At 62.3% G+C, this 18,570-nt stretch carries 15 protein-coding genes and 1 pseudogene; 8 read left to right on the forward strand and 8 right to left on the reverse strand.

Going from position 1 to position 18,570, the window contains the following annotated elements:
* The first annotated feature begins 5 nt into the window (after positions 1-5).
* Both J3Q04_RS11225 and J3Q04_RS11230 read left to right on the forward strand, forming a co-directional pair.
* On the forward strand, positions 6-1,328 hold the full coding sequence (locus J3Q04_RS11225; protein WP_434606148.1) for an APC family permease: 1,323 nt from the start codon (positions 6-8) through the stop codon (positions 1,326-1,328).
* A 130-nt stretch (positions 1,329-1,458) separates the two neighbouring features.
* Positions 1,459-2,004 carry a cytochrome b gene (locus tag J3Q04_RS11230; RefSeq protein ID WP_434606146.1) on the forward strand — a complete coding sequence of 182 codons (546 nt, stop codon included), beginning with the start codon at positions 1,459-1,461 and terminating at the stop codon, positions 2,002-2,004.
* A gap of 25 nt (positions 2,005-2,029) precedes the next feature.
* On the opposite strand, the gene J3Q04_RS11235 is transcribed toward J3Q04_RS11230, so the two are convergent.
* The gene (locus J3Q04_RS11235) at positions 2,030-2,923 is read right to left on the reverse strand and encodes a LysR family transcriptional regulator (protein ID WP_434606144.1); all 894 of its coding nucleotides are present in this window, start codon (positions 2,921-2,923) and stop codon (positions 2,030-2,032) included.
* Between the two features lie 94 nt (positions 2,924-3,017).
* Here J3Q04_RS11235 and J3Q04_RS11240 point away from each other — a divergent pair, with 94 nt between their 5' ends.
* Positions 3,018-4,184, forward strand: a complete 1,167-nt coding sequence (locus J3Q04_RS11240) for an MFS transporter (protein ID WP_434606142.1) — start codon at positions 3,018-3,020, stop codon at positions 4,182-4,184.
* Positions 4,185-4,236: 52 nt separating this feature from the next.
* Here the strand turns inward: J3Q04_RS11240 and glcF are convergent, their stop codons facing one another.
* Genes glcF through glcD form a run of 3 tightly spaced genes read right to left on the reverse strand, consistent with a single transcriptional unit; the run spans position 4,237 to position 8,021 of the window.
* On the reverse strand, positions 4,237-5,454 hold the full coding sequence (gene glcF, locus J3Q04_RS11245; RefSeq protein ID WP_434606140.1) for a glycolate oxidase subunit GlcF: 1,218 nt from the start codon (positions 5,452-5,454) through the stop codon (positions 4,237-4,239).
* A gap of 3 nt (positions 5,455-5,457) precedes the next feature.
* The gene (gene glcE, locus J3Q04_RS11250; RefSeq protein WP_434606138.1) at positions 5,458-6,522 is read right to left on the reverse strand and encodes a glycolate oxidase subunit GlcE; all 1,065 of its coding nucleotides are present in this window, start codon (positions 6,520-6,522) and stop codon (positions 5,458-5,460) included.
* Positions 6,522-8,021, reverse strand: coding sequence for a glycolate oxidase subunit GlcD (gene glcD / locus J3Q04_RS11255; protein WP_420763644.1), 1,500 nt, complete (start codon positions 8,019-8,021; stop codon positions 6,522-6,524). The genes glcE and glcD overlap by 1 nt, the downstream gene beginning before the upstream one ends.
* A 232-nt stretch (positions 8,022-8,253) precedes the next feature.
* On the opposite strand from glcD, the gene glcC reads away from it, so the two are divergent.
* On the forward strand, positions 8,254-9,021 hold the full coding sequence (gene glcC / locus J3Q04_RS11260) for a transcriptional regulator GlcC (RefSeq protein ID WP_434606135.1): 768 nt from the start codon (positions 8,254-8,256) through the stop codon (positions 9,019-9,021).
* On the opposite strand, the pseudogene J3Q04_RS11265 reads toward glcC, so the two are convergent.
* Together J3Q04_RS11265 and J3Q04_RS11270 are read right to left on the reverse strand one after the other, a co-directional pair.
* Positions 8,954-9,196, reverse strand: a pseudogene (locus J3Q04_RS11265) (hypothetical protein); the annotation flags it as partial. The gene glcC and the pseudogene J3Q04_RS11265 overlap by 68 nt on opposite strands.
* Positions 9,197-9,262: 66 nt before the next feature.
* Positions 9,263-10,159: an alpha/beta fold hydrolase gene (locus J3Q04_RS11270; protein WP_434606133.1), complete on the reverse strand. Its 897-nt coding sequence runs from the start codon at positions 10,157-10,159 to the stop codon at positions 9,263-9,265.
* A gap of 290 nt (positions 10,160-10,449) precedes the next feature.
* Here J3Q04_RS11270 and J3Q04_RS11275 point away from each other — a divergent pair, with 290 nt between their 5' ends.
* Complete coding sequence (locus J3Q04_RS11275; protein ID WP_434606131.1) at positions 10,450-12,627, forward strand: PQQ-dependent dehydrogenase, methanol/ethanol family; 2,178 nt, start codon at positions 10,450-10,452, stop codon at positions 12,625-12,627.
* A 41-nt stretch (positions 12,628-12,668) separates the two neighbouring features.
* On the forward strand, positions 12,669-14,105 hold the full coding sequence (gene aldA / locus J3Q04_RS11280) for an aldehyde dehydrogenase (protein WP_434606128.1): 1,437 nt from the start codon (positions 12,669-12,671) through the stop codon (positions 14,103-14,105).
* A 55-nt stretch (positions 14,106-14,160) separates the two neighbouring features.
* Here aldA and J3Q04_RS11285 read toward each other — a convergent pair whose 3' ends face one another.
* Together J3Q04_RS11285 and J3Q04_RS11290 are read right to left on the reverse strand one after the other, a co-directional pair.
* Positions 14,161-16,104, reverse strand: a complete 1,944-nt coding sequence (locus J3Q04_RS11285) for a sigma-54-dependent Fis family transcriptional regulator (RefSeq protein ID WP_434606125.1) — start codon at positions 16,102-16,104, stop codon at positions 14,161-14,163.
* Positions 16,105-16,356: 252 nt separating this feature from the next.
* A complete protein-coding gene (locus J3Q04_RS11290) occupies positions 16,357-16,905 on the reverse strand; it encodes a glycosyltransferase (protein WP_434627451.1) in 549 nt (182 codons plus the stop codon).
* A 778-nt stretch (positions 16,906-17,683) separates the two neighbouring features.
* Between J3Q04_RS11290 and J3Q04_RS11295 the strand changes: the two genes are divergently transcribed.
* Positions 17,684-18,109, forward strand: coding sequence for a YciI family protein (locus tag J3Q04_RS11295; protein WP_434559249.1), 426 nt, complete (start codon positions 17,684-17,686; stop codon positions 18,107-18,109).
* A 23-nt stretch (positions 18,110-18,132) separates the two neighbouring features.
* Complete coding sequence (locus tag J3Q04_RS11300; RefSeq protein ID WP_420763671.1) at positions 18,133-18,540, forward strand: VOC family protein; 408 nt, start codon at positions 18,133-18,135, stop codon at positions 18,538-18,540.
* Positions 18,541-18,570 lie beyond the last annotated feature (30 nt).

The raw sequence follows: 18,570 nt of genomic DNA on the forward strand, positions 1-18,570 counted from the left end.
CTTCAATGAAAGTAAACACGTCCCAATCCAAGACCTCTTTGCGTCGCGCTGTCACGGGGCCGATGCTGTTTCTGTTCATACTTGGCGATGTGCTGGGCGCTGGCGTTTATGCGCTGGCGGGTACCATCGCAGGGGAAGTCGGCGGCGCGATCTGGGTGCCGTTGTTGATCGCGTTATTGTTCGCAATGCTGACGGCGGGTTCGTATGCCGAACTGGTCTCGAAATACCCTCACGCGGGCGCGGCGTCGGTGTTTGCCGAAAAGGCTTTCAAATCACCGTTGATATCGTTCCTGGTCGGTTTTTGCATGCTCGCCGCGGCGGTGACAAGCGCTGCCGGTCTCTCGCTGGCTTTCGCGGGGGACTACCTTGCAGCGTTCATTGAAGTACCCGCCCACGTCGCTGCCCTGATTTTCTTGTTGGTCATCGCGCTGTTGAATGCCAGAGGGATCAAGGAATCCCTCGGGGCGAATATGGTGATGACCGTGATCGAGCTGTCGGGGCTGATCCTGGTCATCGTCGCGGCGGGGAGTTTCTTCAGTTCTGGCGAAGCGCAACTCGCAAGGTCGCTGGAATTCAAGCCTGGAGTCAGCCCGATGCTCGCCGTCCTGGGCGCTGCGTTGCTCGCGTTCTATTCGTTCGTGGGTTTTGAGACTTCCGCCAACCTCGCGGAAGAGATCAAGGACGTCCGCAAGGTATACCCCCGCGCCTTGTTTGCGGCGCTGATAACCGCGGGCGTCGTTTACATGGCCGTTGGGGTCGCAGCCTCGTCAGTACTGTCCACGGAGAAACTGCTCGCGACCTCGGCGCCGTTACTTGAGGTGGTCCGTGCGTCCGGGCTAGATATTCCGCCTCGCCTGTTCGCGTTCATCGCGCTCATCGCAGTGGCCAACGGGGCGCTGCTGACCATGATCATGGCCAGTCGTCTCACGTATGGGATGGCAAATCTAGGCCTCTTGCCAGACTTCCTGGAAAAGGTACTGCCCCACCGGCGCACGCCGTGGGCGGCCATTGTCGCAACGACCCTCGTAGCAATCGCACTGACGCTCACGGGGACCTTGGCTACCCTGGCGCAAACCGTGGTTCTGCTTTTACTGTTCGTTTTCCTCAGCACCAACATAGCGGTGCTGGTGTTACGCAAGGACAAGGTCGCACAAGAGCATTATCAGACGCCTACGTGGGTACCCGTGCTAGCCATCCTGTCTTGTCTCGTATTGCTGAGTCAGCAAGACATGGGCACTTGGCTGCGCGGCGGGGCACTCATCCTGGTGGGCATGCTGCTGTATGTCTTTGCTCGGATGACCGTGCCTACCGTTGCGAAGCCAAACTAGCCGGGGCAGTGCAGGCAGGAACGCGAGGCTACAGCCAAGCAGCTTGATTGCGGCAGGGTACGGCCGTACGACGGCCCGTCACCCGACAGCATGATCTATCATTGGGCTGATCACTCACTGGGCTTGCACGATGACTTCATCAAACTGGCAACTACACGACAGCCATGTTCGCTACGGAACAGTCAGTCGTTTCCTGAACTGGTCAATGGCCGCCTTGCTTGCGTGGCAATTTGCTACGGCGTTTTCCCATCTTCTACTGGAGGACACGGCCGTCGAGAAATTTTTATGGGGCACCCACAAGACACTCGGGTTCGTATTGATACTTCTGGTGATACTGCGGGCGTGCTGGTCCTTGCACAATCGCGGCCATAGGCCCGCGTCCCTGAGCATCGCAGCGACACTGGGACACCTGGCGATGTATGCCCTTGTCATCATCATTCCGCTGATCGCACTGGTCCGGCAATACGGCTCCGGGCGGGCTTTTTCGCCGTTGGGCATTCCGTTGATGCCGGGTTTCGATGAAAAAGTCGAATGGATGATGTTGCCCGCGAACCTCCTGCATAGCTGGTTGGGTTGGTTGCTGCTGCTACTGATCATCGGCCACGTCGCCATGGTGCTGATCCATCGGCGGCGTGGCGGGGAAGGCGACGTTCTGGTGCGAATGTTCGGACGCTAGGCCGCCTGGTCCCCCCGGGCTACGCTCACAGTCGATGATGCTCCAGCAGAAAATCGACGAATACCCGCACCCGCGCTGGCATTGCCGTCCCGCCAACAAAAACTGTGTGGATCGGTTCCCGGTCCCCGGGGTTCCAGGCACCTAGTAGCGGTACCAGATCGCCGCGTCGCAAATCCTCGGCCACGGTGAACTCGCCGATACGGGCGATGCCGGCGCCCACACGCGCGAGTTGTGCCAGCGCCTCGCCGCTGCTGCATTCGATGTTGCCGGTGACTTTCAGGGAAAATTCTTCGCCGTCGCGGATGAACGGCCAGTTGGGTTCGGCGCGACGGAAATTGAAGCGCAGGCAGTTGTGTTGCAGCAGGTCTTCCGGTTCCTGGGGTGTGCCATGGCGCTCTAGATAGGCGGGCGAAGCCACCACCACCTGGCCGGTGTCGCCGATCCGGCGCGCGGTCAGTGGGCTGTCGGGCAAGTGGCCAAACCGCACCGCGACGTCGGCCTGGCCGCCGAGGATGTCGACCACTTCGTCGCCGAGGGTTAGGTCGACGACGATGTTCGGGTAGCGGGCGCTGAAGGCCGCCACCAAGGGAACGATGGCTTGCCGCCCATGGCCGAGGGCGGCACTGACGCGCAAGCGGCCCCGGGGCACGCCCTGGTCGGCGACGGCTTCTTCGACCTCGGCCATGTCGGCCAGGATCCGCCGAGCGCCGCGCAGGTAAGCCTCGCCTTCGGCCGTGAAGGTGATAGCCCGCGTGGTGCGCAACAGCAGGCGGGTACCCAGACGCTGTTCGGTCCGCGCGATGGTCCGGCTGACCGCCGAGGGCGTCAGCCCCAATACGCGCGCGGCGGCCGACAGGCTGCCTTCCTGCGCCACCGTGGCGAACACAGCCATTTCCCCTGATCTGCCGTTGAAGTCCATTTGTGCTCCGCACGCAAAGGTGTATGCCAGAAAGGCTATCTACCGCCTTGAAAGTCCGCATCGTAGCATTTGCGACATAGATGAGGAGACTTCCATGCGTATCAATCCACCGCTTGTTGCACTCGCCATTGGTGCCTTTGGCATCGGCGTTACCGAGTTCGCGCCGATGGGCATGTTGCCGGACATCGCTGCGGATCTGGGCGTTTCCATTCCCTCCGCTGGCCTGCTGGTCAGTGCTTACGCCCTCGGCGTACTGCTCGGCGCGCCGTTGATGACCCTGACCACCGGCAGGATTCCCCGACGTTATCTGCTGATCGGGCTCATGGCGATTTTCACCCTCGGAAACCTGATGTCAGCGCTGGCGACCGACTACTACAGCCTCATGATCGCCCGGGTGGTGACCTCACTGAATCACGGAGCGTTCTTTGGCGTTGGCTCTATTGTCGCTGCCAGCGTGGTCGCGCCGCAGAAACGTGCCGGAGCGGTCGCGGCCATGTTCATGGGCCTGACCCTGGCAACCATCGGCGGTGTGCCGCTGGCCGCCTGGTTTGGCGAACTGTTCGGCTGGCGCACGGCATTCTGGGGCATTACTGGCCTGGGCGTGGCGGCGATGGCCGCGCTGTGGTTCGCCCTGCCCAACGTGCCGACGCCGCAAAGCATCGGTGTGTTGGCGGAAATCCGGGTGCTGGGCCGTGGCCCGGTGTTGGGGGCATTGGCCCTGACCGTTGTCGGTTCAGGTGCGATGTTCACCGTCTTCACCTATATCGCCCCGATCCTGAGCAGCGAGACCCATGCTCGCACCTCTTTCATCACCGCGATGTTGGTGTTGTTCGGTGTCGGGCTGACGTTGGGCAATATGTGGGGCGGCAAGGCCGCCGATCGCTCGATAGACCGCACGCTGATCGTATCGCTGAGCATACTGATTGTTGTCCTGCTGGCGTTTACCGTGCTGATGCGCTGGCCGCTGCCGGCCGCGGTAGCCATCCTGATCTGGGGCATCGCCAGCTTTGCCTTGGTGCCGCCTTTGCAGATGCGCGTGATGGAAGCCGCCAAGGACGCGCCTAACCTGGCGTCTGCGGTAAACATCGGTGCCTTCAACCTGGGCAACGCGATTGGCGCGGCGCTGGGAGGCGCGGTGATCAATGTGGGGTTGGGTTATCCGGCGATCTCCCTGGCCGGAGCAGCGATGGCGGCCCTGGGGTTGCTGATGGTGCTGGCTTTTGCCTGGCGTTCCAGGGTGGTTGCGGCTGCTGCAGTGTGACCGGGGGTTGAATACAAGCGGGCCGCGACGCCTGTTGAATCCCAGTGCTCGGTCAAGGCATCGCGGCTTCGACCAATTCTATCCAGTGCCGGACCGAGGTTCGGCCAGCACCGTCGAGGTGGGACTGGCAGCCGATATTGGCGGTGGCGATGATCTCGGGGTGTCCGCTTTCCAGCGCATTGAGCTTGTTGTCCCGCAATTGCCGGGACAGTGCAGGTTGGGTCAGCGAATAGGTGCCCGCCGAGCCGCAGCACAAGTGACTGTCGGGCACCGGCGTGAGGTTGAATCCGAGCCTCTCGAGGATGGCTTCAACCGCTCCCCCAAGCTTTTGCGCGTGCTGCAAGGTGCAGGGGCAGTGGAAGGCCAGGCGCTGATCGCTGTGTACGCCGAGCTTGTCCAGTGGCTCGTCACGCAGTACTTCGACCAGGTCCTTGGACAACGCACTGACCCTTGCGGCCTTGTCGGCATACGCTGGGTCGGTGCTGAGCAGATGCCCGTAATCCTTGACGAAGGCGCCGCAGCCGCTGGCGGTTTGCACAATGGCCTCGGCACCGCTTTCGACGGCCGGCCACCACGCGTCGATGTTACGTCGGGCTCGATCGAGGCCGGCGGCCTGGGCATCCAGGTGGTAATCCAGCGCACCGCAGCAGCCGGCCTCGCGAATCGGGGTGACACTGATTCCCAGCCGGTCCAGTACCCGGGCGGCGGCGGCATTGGTATTGGGCGACAGGCTCGGTTGCACGCAGCCTTCGAGCATGAGCACTTGCCGATCATGGCGCAGGGTCGGTCGTGGCTTTGCCCGATGAGTGTTGCGAGGCAGTTTGGCTTGCAGTGCATTGGGCAGCACGGCACGGAAAACCTGGCCACTGCTCACCAGCCCTTTGAACAATCCTGGATTGGGCAGCACGCCGCGCAATCCCTCGCGCAACAGCCGTTGGCCGGGTGAGCGTGGGACTGCCGCATCCACCACCGCCCGACCGATGTCCAGCAAATTGTGATAATCGACGCCAGAGGGGCAGGTGGTTTCGCAGTTGCGGCATGACAGGCAACGGTCAAGGTGTTCCTGGGTCTTGCGGGTCACTTCGTTGCCTTCGAGCACCTGCTTGATCAGGTAGATGCGCCCCCTCGGGCCGTCCAGTTCATCGCCCAGCAATTGGTAGGTCGGGCAGGTGGCATTGCAAAAGCCGCAGTGCACGCAACTTCGCAGAATCCGTTCGGCTTCTTCGGCGCGAGGCAGTTGGCGGGCGTTGTCGCTCAAGTTGGTCTGCATGGTTCAGAGCTCCGCGTACAGGCGACCGGGGTTGAAGATGCCACGCGGGTCGAGTTGTTGCTTCAAGTTCCGGTGGTAGCGCATCAGCGCGTCGGGCAGCGGCTGGAAGGGGGTGTCGGTCACGCCAGGGGTGTAGCAGGTGGCATGCCCTCCGGCTTGTTCGACGAGCGAGCGGATAAAGGGCGCTTCGGCAGCGGATTTGAGCCAGCGCTGGGCGCCGCCCCAATCGATCAACTGAACGCCCGGCAAGGGCAGTCGAGGCGTGCCATTGGGCACGGCGAGGCGCCAAAGGGGGCGGTCCTCATCGAAGAAGCTCAACCGGTGTTCATTTAGATCCTGCCAGTACGAAGAGTCCAGCCACTCGCCGCCCAGACGGTCGCGGGCCGCGGCGACCGAGCCTTCGCCACCTTCGAGCCGCAGGTGCAGGCGCTCGCCATCGTGGCACGCCGCGCTGATGGGCAGCGGTTGCTGGCCCCATTCCGCGAGGCGCAACAAAGCCCGGGCGGCGTCCATTTCCAGGCTGATGCTCAACGTTTGCCGCGGTTTTGGCAGGACCTTGAGGGACACTTCGGTCACCACGCCCAGCGCGCCGTAGCTGCCGGCCATCAAGCGCGACAGATCGTAGCCGGCGACGTTTTTCATGACTTCGCCACCGAAACGCAGGTGTTTACCGTGACCGGTGATGATCCGTGTGCCGAGAATGAAATCGCGCACCGACCCAGACCAGGGGCGCCGGGGCCCTGAGAGCCCGCAGGCAATCATGCCGCCCACGGTGGCGTTCTCGCCGAAGGAGGGCGGTTCGCAAGGCAGCATTTGCTGCGCCGCGTCCAGCACCTCGCAAAGATGAGCCAGTGGCGTACCGCAGCGAACGGTGATCACCAGTTCCGTCGGATCGTAGCTGACGATGCCTCGGTGCGAGCGCGTGTCGAGGACCTCACCGGCGACGCTGCGTCCAAGTGACGCTTTGCTGTTGGAGCCTTGGATGCGCAGCGCGGTGGCGCTTTCCAGCGCCTGGTTGACCTGCTGCAGCAGCGCTGCGCTGTCGTCGAAATCATGTTCGCTGCCCATCAGAAACGCTCCAGTTCAGGGAAGGGCACCTGACCCATGTGGACGTGCATGGCGCCAAACTCGGCGCAGCGATGCAGTGTTGGAATGTTTTTGCCAGGGTTGAGCAGGCCGCTCGGATCGAATGCGGCTTTGACGGCGTGGAACACGGTCAATTCGTCGCTGTTGAACTGCGCGCACATCTGGTTGATCTTTTCCCGGCCCACGCCGTGTTCCCCGGTGATGCTGCCACCGACTTTCACGCACAGTTCGAGGATCTTGCCGCCCAGGGCTTCGGCGCGATCGAGCTCACCCGGTTGATTGGCATCGAAGAGGATCAGCGGATGCATGTTGCCGTCGCCCGCGTGAAAAACGTTGGCCACCCGCAGGCCATGTTCGGTCGATAACGCCGCGATGGCGCGAAGCACTCCGGGCAGCTCCCGGCGCGGTATGGTCCCGTCCATGCAGTAGTAATCCGGCGAGAGGCGTCCCACCGCAGGAAACGCATTCTTGCGTCCAGCCCAGAAACGCACGCGCTCGGCCTCGTCGCGAGCCTGGCGCACTTCGGTGGCGCCGGCCTGCTGCAATACCTGGCGCACGCGATCGCAGTCGTCGTGGACGTCGGCCTCCACGCCGTCGAGCTCACACAACAGGATGGCTTGGGCGTCTACCGGATAGCCGGCGTGAATGAAGTCCTCGGCGGCGCGGATGGCCAGGTTGTCCATCATTTCCAGGCCGCCCGGGATGATGCCGGCGGCAATGATGTCACCCACGGCGCGGCCGGCCTTTTCAACCGAGTCGAAGGCCGCCAGCAGGACTTTGGCCGTTTGCGGTTTGGGCAGCAGTTTGACTGTGACCTCGGTGATCACCCCGAGCATGCCTTCGGAACCGGTGAACAACGCCAGCAGATCGAACCCGGGTGAGTCGAGGGTCTGCGACCCCAACGTCAGGTGTTCGCCGTCGACGGTGAGAATGTCCACCTTCAACAGGTTGTGGACGGTCAGCCCGTACTTGAGGCAATGCACGCCACCGGCGTTCTCCGCGACATTGCCACCGATCGAGCAGGCGATCTGGGAGGAGGGGTCCGGCGCGTAGTACAAGCCGAACGGCGCGGCCGCCTGGGAAATCGCCAGATTACGCACCCCCGGCTGGACCCGTGCGGTGCGGGCGGCAGGGTCGATGTGCAGGATGTTGTTGAAGCGCGCCATTACCAGCAACACGCCTTTTTCCAGCGGCAGCGCACCGCCGGACAAACCAGTGCCGGCGCCACGGGCAACGACGGGGACCTTGCGCTCATGACAGAGCCGCAGCACGCCCTGGACCTCTTCGATGTGGCGCGGCAGCACCACCAGCATGGGCGTGGTGCGGTAAGCGGAGAGCCCGTCGCATTCGTACGGCTTGAGCTCCTCGCGCTGATGCAGGATTTCCAAATCGGGCAATTGGGTTTGCAAGGCTTGCAGCAGCGCGTTTTTGTCGACGTCAGGCAGGGCGCCGTCGACGCGTTCGTCGTAGAGAATATTCATCGTTCGTAGGCGACACTCGGTTGTTTTTATTAGAGGTCTGTTCCGATACGGCTGACTTGCATCATTAGGCCGACGCGTTCTACTGTCTATGGGGTGTTCAGCTGGTCGAACCAGTTCTTTGAGCCGGTTCTCATGGGCTATAGGGTAAAAGCCTTATAGGGCAATGGCTTATCAGCATGTCCGAACGGACGATTACATTGGTCTGAATCTGGTCATACCAGTGGGAGATTCGATGGAAAGCGTGGAAACGAGCCGCAACCCGCAGGTCGCCGACGTCGTCTGTGAGCGCATCGAACGCCTGATTGTCGATGGCGTACTCAAGACCGGGCAATTGTTGCCTTCGGAGCGCCGGTTGACAGAAAAACTCGGCGTCTCCCGGACTGCGCTTCGCGAGGGCCTGAAGCTGTTGCGCGCCCGCGGAATCATCAAGACCGAGCAGGGCAAGGGGTCCTTCGTGGCCGACCTGGCTGGGCATGGCTTGGCGTCGCCGCTGATGCACCTGTTCAGCTCGCAGCCACGCACACTCTACGACTTGTTTGAAGTGCGCAGCCTGCTTGAGGGCGAATCGGCGCGCTTGGCGGCCCTGCGCGGGACCGAGGCTGACTTCGTACTGATTACCCGCAGCTACGAGGCCATGCTCGACGCCCATAGCCGCCCCCTGGAAGCCAGCGTCCACGCCCGGCTCGACCATGCGTTTCACCTGGCGATCTGCGAGGCCTCACATAACCCGGTGCTGGTGCAGACTTTGCGTTCGCTGACGGACTTGCTGCTCAGCTCGGTGTTCGCGTCGGTCAACAACCTCTACCACCGTGAACCGCAGAAGCGCCAGATCGACCGCCAACACGCCCGGCTCTACAACGCCGTGACCGGACGCCTGCCGGAGCAGGCACGCAAGGCGGCCATCGCCCACATCCAGAGCATTTGCGAAAACCTCAAGGAAATCGAAAACGAAGAACAACGCCTGGTGCGCGCCACGTTGCGGCTTGAGGGGTGGGTGTAGAGGCAGTGGCTGGCGGGAGCGCTAAGGGATGGCTTTTCATCTTCCCGCCCCACGAAAAGTGGTCGTGGTAGTAAGCCGCGATGACGTTGCAACTGATGCCCGCATTTCCCAACGCCGTTGCGAAGGCTGTGGTCAAGCCGACGGCGTCCAGGGCGGAATGCACGGCCAAGGTGATGATGGATTGGGGCCCAGTGTCCAGGAATTTGCCGCAGGTGTCGTAGGAGCGGTTGCCGCCTGTAAATTACCGGCCCCGGGGGATCGAAGGGAGCAAAAATCCAAGCACCTCGTCCAGCAAAAGCTTCGGCGCTTCTTCCGCTATGTAATGCCCCGACGGTAGCGCTTTCCCTCGCACATCGGTCGCGACTTTTTGCCATTCCCCCAGCGGATCGAAGCAACGGCCCACGACGCCGTCCGCTCCCCACAAGGCCAACAATGGCACTGAGAGTTTTCGGCCAGCCTGCCGGTCGCTCTTGTCGTGCTCCAGATCGATGCTGGCGCTTGCCCGGTAGTCTTCACAAACACCATGAGCTGCGCCGGGGAGTGACAGGCAGCGCAGGTATTCGGCCAATGCTGAATCAGTGAAAGGCGCCATGCCAGCGCTGCGAGTGCCCATGACGCTGCGCAGATAGAGCTCCGGATCGGCCTCGATGAGCGTTTCGGGAAACGGAGCCGGGCGAATCAGGAAAAACCAGTGCCAATAGGCGCGGGCAAACGCTTCGTTGGTTTGCTCGTACATCGCCAGTGTCGGAGCGATGTCCAGCGTGATCAAGCGCTTCACTGCATCCGGGTGATCCATCGCCATGCGATGGGCCACGCGTGCGCCTCGGTCATGCGCCAATACGTCAAACTTCACGAACCCCAGCGCGCGCATGAGTTCGAGCCCGTCCAGGGCCATTTGCCGCTTGGAGTAGGCGACGTGTTCTGCGTCGCCTGCCGGTTTGTCGCTGTCACCGTAGCCGCGAAGATCCGCCGCGATCACGGTGAAATGCTCCGCCAGGGGTTCGGCGACTTTGTGCCACATGACGTGGGTCTGGGGATGCCCGTGGAGCAAGAGCAGACCTTGGCCGCTCCCACCTTTGCGGTAGTTGACGGTAATGCCGTTGACTTGGCATCGGCCCGATTCAAATGAGGCGAACATCGCTTGGCTCTCCTGCTGATGGTGGCTTTTATTCTAGGCCCCTCGCGCCAAGGTGCTAAGGCACAGCGTGTGACCGCTTTCTTCACGAATCGTGTGCAACCTGGCGCACGTCTGGCACAGCTGTCACGGTGAATGCGACAACTGTCGCACGTCTTCGCAACCCGCTACACCAAGCGCAGCCCCCGTAGAACGGGGCTTGCAGAGCATTTCCCGACGGTGGCATGGGGGTTGCTCCTGCCTGAGTGCGCAGCGCAATGGCTTCGCTACTAATAAGAATCAGGAGTCCTCCCATGACACAGATTGGCCTCGCCGTGCCTACTGCTTCTCGGAACGCGCCCCTTCGCGCTCCCCTCAAGGCGCTATATGTCGTGCTGGCGCTTACCCTCAATACTGCTCCGAGCTGGGCCCAGGATATGCCGGCGAATGTCGACGGCAAGCGCATCATCGCCGCCGACCAGGACCCCGGTAACTGGATGAGCACCGGTCGCACCTACGACGAACAACGCTACAGCCCGTTGAACAAGATCAGCGACCAGAACGTCGACCAGTTGGGGCTCGCCTGGAGCTACAAGCTGGACCTGGATCGCGGTGTCGAGGCCACGCCTATCGTGGTCGACGGCGTGATGTACACCACCGGCCCGTTCTCGGTGGTCTACGCCCTGGACGCCCGCGACGGCAGGTTGATCTGGAAGTACGACCCCAAGTCCGACCGCAACCGCGCCGGCGAGGCCTGTTGCGATGCGGTCAACCGGGGCGTCGCGGTGTGGAAGGGCAAGGTTTACGTGGGCGTGCTCGATGGTCGCCTGGAGGCCATCGACGCCAAGACCGGCCAGCGGGCGTGGTCGGTGGACACCCGTGCCGATCACTCGCGCAGCTACACCATCACCGGTGCGCCGCGCGTGGTCAACGGCAAAGTGGTGATCGGCAATGGCGGCGCCGAGTTCGGCGTACGCGGTTATGTCACCGCCTATGACGCCGAGACCGGCAAGCAGGCCTGGCGCTTCTTCACGGTGCCGGGCGACCCCAAGCTGCCGCCCGAAGACAAGGCCATGGAAATCGCCGCCAAGACCTGGCACGGCGACGCCTATGTGGCCCAAGGCGGTGGCGGCACGGCCTGGGACTCGTTTGCGTTCGACCCGGATCTGAACCTGCTGTACATCGGCGTGGGCAATGGTTCGTTGTGGGACCCGAAATGGCGGAGCCAGGCCAAGGGCGACAATCTGTTCCTGTCGTCCATCGTCGCGGTCAATGCCGATACGGGGGAATACGCCTGGCACTACCAGACCACGCCGGGTGACGCCTGGGACTACACCGCTACCCAGCACATGATCCTTGCGGAGCTGCCGGTCGACGGAAAGCCGCGCAAGGTGCTGATGCAAGCGCCGAAGAACGGTTTTTTCTACGTGATCGACCGCGCCACGGGTGAGCTGCTGTCCGCCAAGGGCATCGTGCCCCAGAGCTGGACCAAGGGCATGGACATGAAGACGGACCGGCCCATCGTCGATGACGAGAATGCCGCGTACTGGAAGGACGGCAAACGTAAACTGGTCACGCCCGCGTTCTGGGGCGCCCATGACTGGCAGCCGATGTCCTACAACCCGAACACCGGGCTTGTGTATATCCCCGCGCACATCATGTCCGCCTATTACGAGCACATCCCCGAGGCGCCGAAGCGCAACCCGTTCAAGAGTATGTACCAACTGGGCCTGCGTACCGGGATGATGCCGGAGGCCGCCGATGGGCTGTTGGAAATGGCCAAGGGCTGGTCAGGCAAACTGATTGCCTGGGACCCGGTCAAGCAGCAACCGGCCTGGGAAGTGCCCTATGTGACGATCTTCAACGGCGGCACTTTGAGTACCGCCGGCAACCTGGTGTTCGAGGGCAGCGCCGACGGCCGTGTGATCGCCTACGCTGCCGACAGCGGCAAGAAACTCTGGGAGCAGCCGGCGGCCAGCGGTGTGATGGCGGCGCCGATTACCTACAGCGTGGACGGTGAACAGTACGTGACGTTCATGGCCGGTTGGGGCGGTGCCTTCTCGACATTCGCCGGAGCCTTGTCCCTACGCGCCGGGGTTCGGCCGTTCTCCCAGGTGTTGACCTATAAATTGGGCGGCACCGCGAAACTCAACGAGCCGGCACCGCTCGCCGACACCCCGAAACCGCCACCCCCGACCGGCGACCTGGCGGCAGTGGAGGCCGGCGGCAAGCTCTACGACGGCTACTGTTCTCAGTGCCACGGCATCCACGCGGTCAGCGGCGGTGTGCTGCCGGACCTGCGCAAACTGACGGCGGAAAAGCACCAGATGTTCCTCGGGATTCTCTACGGCGGCCGGGTGCCGGACGGCATGCCGTCCTTTGCCGACGCCTTCACGCCGGAACAGGTGGAGCAGATCCACCAATACCTGATCAAGCGCGCCCACGACCTGCAGCAAGAAGGCGGGGTCTGGAAGACCTTCACCGCCAAATGAGCGCCCCCGCATTATTTCGACCCTGACGCGAGAGCAAGCACATGACCGAGATCACCGATTACCAGAACTTCATCGCCAACGCTTTTGTTCCCAGCGACCCAAGCATCGAAGTGCGCAACCCGGCCAACGGCCGTTTGCTCGCACGGGTCCCCGAAGCCAGTGGTGAGCAAGTCGAAGCGGCCATTGCCGCAGCGCGCAAGGCGCAAAAAAGCTGGGCTGCCCGTCCGGCCATCGAGCGCGCCGGTTACTTGCGAAAAATCGCCACAAAAGTGCGCGACAACGCCGAACGCCTCGCCCATATCATCACCGCCGAGCAGGGCAAAGTGCTGGGATTGGCGCGGGTGGAAGTCAACTTCACCGCCGATTACCTGGACTACATGGCCGAGTGGGCGCGGCGCCTTGAGGGAGAGGTGCTGACCAGCGACCGTGCCGGCGAAAGCATCTTCCTGCTGCGCAAGCCCCTGGGCGTAGTGGCCGGGATTCTGCCGTGGAATTTCCCGTTCTTCCTGATTGCTCGCAAAATGGCGCCGGCGCTGGTGACCGGCAATACCATCGTGATCAAGCCCAGCGAAGAAACCCCCATCAATTGCTTCGAGTTTGCTCGCCTGGTGGCTGAGACCGACCTGCCGGCCGGTGTGTTCAACGTTGTCAGCGGCACGGGGGCGACCGTGGGGCATGACCTGACCCGTCATGCCGGCATCGACTTGATCAGCTTCACCGGCAGCGTCGGCACCGGCTCGCGAATCATGGCGGCGGCAGCGCCAAACATCACCAAACTCAACCTGGAGCTCGGTGGCAAGGCGCCGGCTATCGTCCTGGCGGACGCCGACCTGGACCTCGCGGTCAAGGCCATCACGGCTTCGCGGGTGATCAACACAGGGCAAGTCTGCAATTGCGCCGAACGGGTGTACGTCGAGCGCAAGGTCGCCGATCGGTTCATCGAGCAGATTGCCGCCTCGATGGCCGCGACCCGCTACGGCGACCCGCTGGTCGAGGACAATCTGGACATGGGGCCGCTGATCAACCAGGCGGCCCTGGACAAGGTTGCGCGAATGGTCACGGTCGCGAAGGGAGAGGGGGCCGAAGTGGTCACGGGCGGCGCGGTGGCCGACAAGGGCCAGGGTTTTCACTATCAGCCGACGGTGCTGGCCGGGTGCGGCGGCGAGATGGCGATCATGCGCCAGGAGATCTTCGGCCCGGTACTGCCGATCCAGATTGTCGACGACCTGGACGAAGCCATTGCCCTGGCCAATGACAGCGAATACGGCCTGACTTCATCGATCTACACCCGCAGCCTGAGCGCGGCCATGCGCGCCAGCAATGAGCTCGATTTCGGTGAGACCTACATCAATCGAGAAAACTTCGAAGCGATGCAGGGCTTCCATGCGGGGGCGCGCAAGTCTGGTATTGGCGGCGCGGACGGCAAGCACGGCTTGTATGAATACACCCATACCCATGTGGTTTACATCCAGGTCTGATCGGACGACAAAAAATGCCGGCCCCCGCAAGGGCGCCGGCATTTTCATGGGCGTATCAGAACTGGTCGTTGGGCGCGACGACGCCGTGCTTTTTCATCTTGCGGTACAGCGTGGAGCGAGAGATGCCCAGTTCGGTAGCGGCGGCGCTGATGTTCCAACGATGCTGACGCAAGGTCGCCAGCAAGCGGCGGGCCTCTTCGTCGCCCAACTGTTCGCCCAGCTTGCCGGACAACGGTGTGGTGTTGTCGAGCAATGACAGCCGCCGTGGCGCCAGGACTTCGCTGGGCAAGCAGTCCAAGTCGATGACCCCGTCTTCGGCCAGGGCTACCGCGTAACGCAGGGCGTTGAGTAATTGGCGGATATTGCCAGGCCACTGATAGTCGAGCAGGCATTGGCGGGCGTCCGCGTTCAGCCGTAGCTCGCGAGTTTCGTCCTGAGTCGCGAGCAATTGATCGATCAGCGCGGCGCGATCACTGCGTTCGCGCAAGGCGGGCAGCGCCAGGTTCATGCCGGCGAGGCGATAGAACAGATCTTCGCGAAAGCGCTTCTCGCCGATCATCGTGGGCAGGTCCTGGTGAGTCGCCGAGATGACCTGGACGTCCAGCGTCACCGGCACTTCCGCTCCCAGCGGCGCGATTTCCCGCTCCGCCAGTACCCTCAGCAAGCGGGTTTGCAAATGGGCGGGCATGTCGCCAATCTCATCGAGAAACAGCGTGCCGCCGTTCGCCAGTTCCAGCTTGCCCTTCATGCCTTTTCGGTTGGCGCCGGTAAAACTGCCGGCGCGATAGCCGAACAGCTCGCTCTCGATGAGCGTCTCCGGGATGGCCGCGCAATTGAGCGCAACGAACGGGCCTGAGCGACGACGGCTGGCCTGGTGGATGGCTCGGGCAAAGGCTTCCTTGCCGGTGCCGGTTTCGCCGGTAATCAAAATAGGGATGCCTTTGTCGATCACCTTGCGCACCCGCCGCACGCTCTGTTGCAGTTGAGGGTCGAGGCCGGCAAGTTGTTGCAGCTCCGGGTGAGCGTCAAGGGCAGGGCGGGCGATGGGGCGCGGGCGGTGCTGTTGGGATGGAATCCGCAGGCCGACCTCCAGCAGCGCTTCATCGCGAAGACCACGCAAACGCACGCCCTGGGCGCCGCCATTGGTGAGCTTCAGCAATTCGTCCATTGTGGTGGGAAGCAGGCGATCGATGGGCGTGCCCAGCAACTGCGGCCCCTGAGCCAGCTCCAGGGCGACAAATGCCGCACGGTTGGCCCCGATGACGCGGCCGTTTTCATCGAGCGCCAGCAATTGCTCGTTGGCCAGGTCGGCGATTTCATCCAGGGGCTTGAGGGACAAGGTCAAGCGGTCGCGGTAGCTCTGGCGAAAATGTGCGTTCTCGATCAGACGCGCATACATGATCACCAGTTGCAGCGTCAGGTATTGGCTTTCCCGGGGGCCTGCGCTGTTCATGCAGGTCGCATTGAGGCAACCGCGCAACAGGCCTTGGGCATCGAAAATGGGCGCCACCGAACAGCTCAGGCTGAAATTGGACGCCAGGAAATGCTCCTCCCGATGAATGATCAACGGCTGCGCGGCTGCTAGCGTGGTGCCGATGCCATTGGTCCCCACCACCGATTCCTCCCACTGCGCACCCACCACCAGCCCGGACTGCGTATAGATGTCGTGCTGGTCGGGCAGTCGGGAATCCAGGGTAATGCCGCGCTCGTCGCTCAGCAGCACGGCAAAACCGGCGGGCACCACGCGCCGGGCCAGACCGCTGACACCTTGGCTGGCGATGGAAAGATACTGCTGGTGCTGTTCCTGATGACGGCGGATGTCCTCGGCGCTGAGGATGTTCTTGCGGCTCGCCGCGCCAGGGTCGAGCCGGTGCTCCACGACGCTGCGGTACCAGGACTGGGCGATGAGGCCATCGGGCTTCAGGCCGCGTCCGGAAAAATGGTCGTTGACGAAGGCTGCCAGTTCGCTCGGGATAGGCTGCGCGCTATGCAGGGTCATGAAATGCTCCATCAGGCGTGAATCCGCGAAGGGGCTTCACGGCGATCTTGTTATTGGACGATGGCCGCCATTACAAGTATCTACCATAGACGCTGGCGCGTAAGTTTTCATCGTTGGATTGAAGGTCCCGATTCGATTTCACCCCCTCCTCAGAAAAACGCCCAACGCCCGGACGATGTCGCGGGACGCTTGATCCGCGATGCGCCCTGGCACCTGGTCGAACATATGGGGCGCGCCGGGATAGACATGAAGTTAGACCCCGATGACCACGCTGACCCATAGGACGGTTGGGTACTCGCGACGGAAGAACTTGCGATAGAAACGCAGGAACCCCAGGTGTTTGTGCCACTCGACGAAATAGGGACGGTGACGGCTGCAACCGCCGAAGACGTGCATCACCCGGGCACCCGGCACGAACAGAACGCGCCAGCCGGCCTGATGGAACCGCATGCACCAATCCAAGTCCTCGCAATGAAGAAAATAATCCTCATCCCAAAGCCCGACGCTTTCGATCGCTTCGCGCTTGACCAGCATGCAAGCCCCGGAAATGGCCTCGACGGCAACGGCAACGGCAACGGCAACGGCAACGGGAACGCGGGGCAGTGGCTCCTTGTGCAGTAAAAAATCGGACAGCACCGATGGGAAAAGGGCCGAGAGTCGCGAAAGGCCGAAGGCCCGCATGAAAGCTCGCCTGGGCGTTGGAAACACCCTGCGCCCACCCGCTTGCTCGCTGCCGTCCGGATTGCACAGGAAGCCGCCGACCATGCCGATCCCCGGTGAGCTGCGCAGTGCCTGCAGCATGCAGTCTATGGCATCGGCGGCGAGCTCGGTGTCCGGGTTCAGGAAAAGCAGATTGGACGCCTCCGACAGGCGGGCACCTTGGTTGCACGCCGCAGCGAAGCCGAGGTTGGTGGCATTACGGACAATCTGAAGCGAGTCGGTCGCAGCGTCGATTCGCGCAAGCAGACCAGTTTCGTCTTGGGCCGTCAGGTAAACAGGCTTATCGCCCCGGTAAGCAACGACAAGCCCGTCATCAGAAGCGAAAGCAGCACCGCCCACTTGATCGTGCTTTTCTGGAAGTCGCCGAGGTCTCGATTGACCGAACGTGAATCGCTGACGTGGGACGACCTGACCGAGGTGGACTACATCAGCCTGGCGCAAGGCAGCGGCAACCGCTTTCTGATCGACCAGGCCCTGGCCAATCGCGATGTCCGGCCCCGGTCGTTCTGTGAAGTCAAGCAGGCGCCCGCTGATGGATCCGGCGATCAGCCGGACCTTGGGGCTGATATCACGTCGCGGGCGAACATTGTCGCCCGTCGCGCAGTTGCTTTTCGACCTGCTGATAGCGATCAAGAAGTAATGATCTGCTGCGATACGCCGCACATATGGCAATTCCGGGCCCAGGCCCGGGGCCTTGCCAGGTTCAAGCGTCGCGCTTGGCGAAGATGCTCCAGCGGTCTGCATAAGCCATCTGAAAAATAATCGAGCGACCTTGTCGATTTCGCCTGCCCCCATTCGATTAGTCATGGAGCCCTCTCACGGACGGCTCAACAGTCCTCTACTCTAAGGAGATTCGAGCATGCGATTTATGGTTATCGTCAAGGCCAGTCCGGAATCGGAAGCCGGGGAAATGCCGAGCGCGCAACTGCTGGCCGCCATGGGCGCTTACAACGAAGAGTTGGTCAAGGCCGGGGTGATGCTCGCCGGTGAAGGCCTGCATCCCAGTGCCCAGGGCGTGCGCGTGCGCTTTTCTGGTAAGGACCGGAGCGTCGTCAAGGGCCCCTTCGCTGAAACCAGGGAGCTGATCGCCGGTTTCTGGATCTTCCAGGTCAGTTCATTGCAGGAGGCCATCGACTGGGTCAAGCGTTGCCCGAACCCGATGGTCAGCGATAGTGAAATCGAGATTCGCCAGATCTTCGAAGCCGAGGAATTTGGCGAGTCCTTTACCCCCGAGTTGCGCGAGCAGGAAGATCGCTTGCGGGCTCAGATGTCTGGTCAACAATGAAACGGTGACAGGAGAAAAGCACCATGAAAATCATTCCGTACCTGACCTTCGACGGCCGCTGCAAGGAAGCCTTTGCGTTGTACAAGGAGGTGCTTGGCGGCGAACTGTTTTCCATGTCCTTCGCCGACGCGCCAGAGGACGTGGGCATGCCCAAGGACCCAAACCTGATCATGCACGCCTGCCTGACGGTCGGCGATTTCAGCCTGATGGCTTCCGACTGCCCGCCTTGCCAGCCGTTCAGCAAGCCGCAGGGCGTGTCGGTTTCCCTCAACGTCGACAGCGCGCAGGAGGCTGAGCGACTCTTCAAAGGCTTGAGCGAGGGCGGCCAGGTACAAATGCCATTGGCGCAGACATTCTGGGCGGAACGTTTTGCGATGTTCGAAGACCGTTTCGGAGTGGCCTGGATGGTCAATTTCGAAGGGCGGAAATAAACCGGGTCGCGTGCAGCCAAAAAAACCACT

The organism is Pseudomonas sp. D4-21, assembly GCF_051132125.1.
Classification (GTDB): domain Bacteria; phylum Pseudomonadota; class Gammaproteobacteria; order Pseudomonadales; family Pseudomonadaceae; genus Aquipseudomonas.

What these genes read in the sequence shown, in the direction of transcription:
- J3Q04_RS11225 (WP_434606148.1), top strand. Translation starts at nt 6, where the DNA reads ATGAAAGTAAACACGTCCCAATCCAAGACCTCTTTGCGTCGCGCTGTC.
- J3Q04_RS11230 (WP_434606146.1), top strand. Translation starts at nt 1,459, where the DNA reads ATGACTTCATCAAACTGGCAACTACACGACAGCCATGTTCGCTACGGA.
- J3Q04_RS11235 (WP_434606144.1), bottom strand. Translation starts at nt 2,923, where the DNA reads ATGGACTTCAACGGCAGATCAGGGGAAATGGCTGTGTTCGCCACGGTG.
- J3Q04_RS11240 (WP_434606142.1), top strand. Translation starts at nt 3,018, where the DNA reads ATGCGTATCAATCCACCGCTTGTTGCACTCGCCATTGGTGCCTTTGGC.
- glcF (WP_434606140.1), bottom strand. Translation starts at nt 5,454, where the DNA reads ATGCAGACCAACTTGAGCGACAACGCCCGCCAACTGCCTCGCGCCGAA.
- glcE (WP_434606138.1), bottom strand. Translation starts at nt 6,522, where the DNA reads ATGGGCAGCGAACATGATTTCGACGACAGCGCAGCGCTGCTGCAGCAG.
- glcD (WP_420763644.1), bottom strand. Translation starts at nt 8,021, where the DNA reads ATGAATATTCTCTACGACGAACGCGTCGACGGCGCCCTGCCTGACGTC.
- glcC (WP_434606135.1), top strand. Translation starts at nt 8,254, where the DNA reads ATGGAAAGCGTGGAAACGAGCCGCAACCCGCAGGTCGCCGACGTCGTC.
- J3Q04_RS11270 (WP_434606133.1), bottom strand. Translation starts at nt 10,159, where the DNA reads ATGTTCGCCTCATTTGAATCGGGCCGATGCCAAGTCAACGGCATTACC.
- J3Q04_RS11275 (WP_434606131.1), top strand. Translation starts at nt 10,450, where the DNA reads ATGACACAGATTGGCCTCGCCGTGCCTACTGCTTCTCGGAACGCGCCC.
- aldA (WP_434606128.1), top strand. Translation starts at nt 12,669, where the DNA reads ATGACCGAGATCACCGATTACCAGAACTTCATCGCCAACGCTTTTGTT.
- J3Q04_RS11285 (WP_434606125.1), bottom strand. Translation starts at nt 16,104, where the DNA reads ATGACCCTGCATAGCGCGCAGCCTATCCCGAGCGAACTGGCAGCCTTC.
- J3Q04_RS11290 (WP_434627451.1), bottom strand. Translation starts at nt 16,905, where the DNA reads ATGCTGCAGGCACTGCGCAGCTCACCGGGGATCGGCATGGTCGGCGGC.
- J3Q04_RS11295 (WP_434559249.1), top strand. Translation starts at nt 17,684, where the DNA reads ATGCGATTTATGGTTATCGTCAAGGCCAGTCCGGAATCGGAAGCCGGG.
- J3Q04_RS11300 (WP_420763671.1), top strand. Translation starts at nt 18,133, where the DNA reads ATGAAAATCATTCCGTACCTGACCTTCGACGGCCGCTGCAAGGAAGCC.